The organism is Halorubrum sp. AJ67, from assembly GCF_000513435.1.
Map to the genome: position 1 here is coordinate 118,173 of NZ_CBVY010000007.1, position 2,572 is coordinate 120,744.

Annotated in this window: 2 protein-coding genes and 1 pseudogene (1 of these 3 running past the window's edge); 2 read left to right on the forward strand and 1 reads right to left on the reverse strand. The window is 69.8% G+C overall.

Features of this window, described 5'->3' with window-relative positions; all coding sequences use genetic code 11:
- Both BN903_RS08210 and BN903_RS15840 read left to right on the forward strand, forming a co-directional pair.
- Positions 1-113 (forward strand): annotated as a pseudogene (locus BN903_RS08210) (methylmalonyl-CoA epimerase); it begins 319 nt to the left of the window's first position.
- Positions 114-202: 89 nt separating this feature from the next.
- Complete coding sequence (locus BN903_RS15840; RefSeq protein WP_079890623.1) at positions 203-2,095, forward strand: ATP-binding protein; 1,893 nt, start codon at positions 203-205, stop codon at positions 2,093-2,095.
- 24 nt (positions 2,096-2,119) lie between these two features.
- Here BN903_RS15840 and BN903_RS08220 read toward each other — a convergent pair.
- The coding region (locus BN903_RS08220) for a S9 family peptidase (RefSeq protein ID WP_048077285.1) at positions 2,120-2,572 on the reverse strand (453 nt) is incomplete at its 5' end.

Consider the following 2,572-nt stretch of genomic DNA (forward strand, 5'->3'; position numbering starts at 1 on the left):
TCGGCATCGACCTCGTCGACGAGGAGCCGCGCCCCGGCGCGTGGGGCCACGAGGTTGCCTTCCTCCATCCGCGGTCGACGGGCGGGGTCCTCGTCGAGTTCGTCGAGCACTGAGACGGCACCGGGGGCGTTTCGGCGGTCCGACGCAAGCGCGTCCGGGAGGTTAACCGATATACGTGTCTGGCGCGTCACATTACAGAACGATGGAAACGGCTCCGCCGGTCGTTCGCGTTTGCTACCTCGGGGGCGAGCCCGACCGCGGCGAGACGGTCGCCGACCGCCTCGAACGAGCGGACGGCCGGTTCGACGTCGAACTCGCGGCCGACGTCGACGAGGCGCTGGACCGCCTCGCCGAGTGCGAGTTCGATTGCGTCGTCTCGGAACGCGGGCCTCGCGTCGACGCCCTCGACGCGCTCGAACGCGTCCGCGAGGCGCACCCGAACCTGCCGTTTCTTCTCGTCGTCGGCGGAGAGAGCGACGAGACCGTCGCGGCGGCGCTCGATGCGGGGGCCACGGACGTCTTTCGGAGGGGACCGGAGACGGGAACGCACGGAGTCCTCGCGAACCGGATCGCCGCCGTCTGTGCGCACGAGGCGACGGACCTCTCCTACCGGACGGAGCTCCTCGACGAGGCGCTGGCGATCGCGGACGTCGGCGCGTGGGAGTACGACGTCGAGACCGAGCGACTCGCGTGGACCGCGGAGGTGTATCGGATCTTCGACCGGTCTCCGAACGACGATCCAACGCTTGAGGGGGCGCTGAACGGCTACCACTCGGACGACCGGGAACGGGTGCGAGAGGCAGTCAAACGGGCGCAAGGCGGTGAGCCGTACGACCTCGAAGTGAGGATCGACGCCGCGGACGGCGACCCGCGCTGGGTTCGGACCCGCGGCGAACCGCGGTTCGAGGACGGGACGGTCGTTCGCGTGCGAGGCACGGTACAGGAGATCACCGAACGGAAGCGGCGTGAACTCGCCGTCGAGGCGCTCCACGACATCGCAACGTCGATCCAGACGGCCGAGACCGTCGAGGCGGCGAGCGAACAGACCGTCGCCGCGGCGGCCGACGTCCTCGATTTCCACATGTGTACCGTGGTGCTTCACGAGGGCGACTGGCTGGTTCCCTACGCCACCTCCGAGGACGCGCCGACGGGCGGGAGCCGGCGGATGCGGACCGACCAGGGACTCGCCGGGCGGACGTTTCAGTCCGGCGGGTCGTACGTGATAGACGAGGTGAACGGCGAGGAGAGCGACCCAGCGAACCCGTCGTACCGGTCGGGGCTGAGCGTCCCGATCGGCGAGTACGGCGTATTTCAGGCCGTCAGCACCGAACCGGCCGCGTTCGACGAGGAGGACATCGAACTGGCCGAGCTGCTCGTGAGCCACACGGCGAACGCGATCGACCGGATCGAACGGGAGGCCGAACTGAAACGGCAGAACGAGCGCCTCGACCGGTTCGCATCCATCGCCTCACACGACCTCCGGAACCCGCTCAACGTCGCGCAGGGACGGGTCGAACTGGCCCGCACGGAGCGCGACGGTCCCCACCTGGAAGCGGTCGACCGGGCGCACGACAGGATGGAGGCGCTGATCGAGGACCTCCTCCGGTTGGCCCGAGAGGGCGAGGCGGTGACCGAGACGGAGCCCGTCGACTTAGCGGAACTCACTCGGGACTGCTGGCGGGCCGTCGGGACGGACGCGGCGACGATCGCGGTCGACGTCGACGGCTCGGTGCGCGCGGACCGCCGCCGGCTCAGACGGCTCGTGGAGAACCTGCTGCGGAACGCCGTGGAACACGGTTCCACGAGCAGCCGGACGGAGTCCGACGACGCCGTGGAACACGCCGGCGACGACGCGTCGATCACGGTCGGGTCGCTCTCCGACGGGTTCTACGTGGCCGACGACGGGCCGGGGATCCCCGAGGACGAGCGCGACGACGTGTTCGAAGCCGGCTACTCGACGTCGGCGGAGGGGACGGGGCTCGGGCTGAACATCGTCGCGCGGACCGCCGAGGCGCACGGGTGGGACGTGCGGGTGACCGAAGGGGAGCGCGGCGGCGCGCGCTTTGAGGTCACGGGCGTGGAATCCGCCGACTGAGGGGGTTCCGCCGTCGTCTCCGGCTCAGCGTTCCTCCGCGTCGACCGCCGGATCGTGCGTCTCGTACCAGTCGAGGATCTTCTCCAACCGGTGGATCGCACGGTCCGGGTCGCCGATGTTGTGGTGTTCGTCAGGGTAGACGACGAGTTCCGCGTCGATTCCCTGCTTCCGGGCGGCGACGTACAGCTGCTCCGACTGCGAAGAGGGACACCGCCAGTCCTCGCCGCCGGCCATCACGAGCAGCGGCGTCTCGATGTTGCCGGCGTCCAACACCGCCGTCGACGCGTCGTACGCCTCGGGGTTCTCCCACGGGAGGCCGAATTCAGCCTCCAGCCAGACGTGCGTGTCGTCCGTCCCGAACGCCGAGCGGAGGTCGTAGATGCCGTGTTCCGGCGCTGCCGCGGCGAACAGGTCCGGCTCCTGCGTGACCAGAAAGCCCTGCGCGATGCCGCCGTACGAGAAGCCGTGGCCGAACAC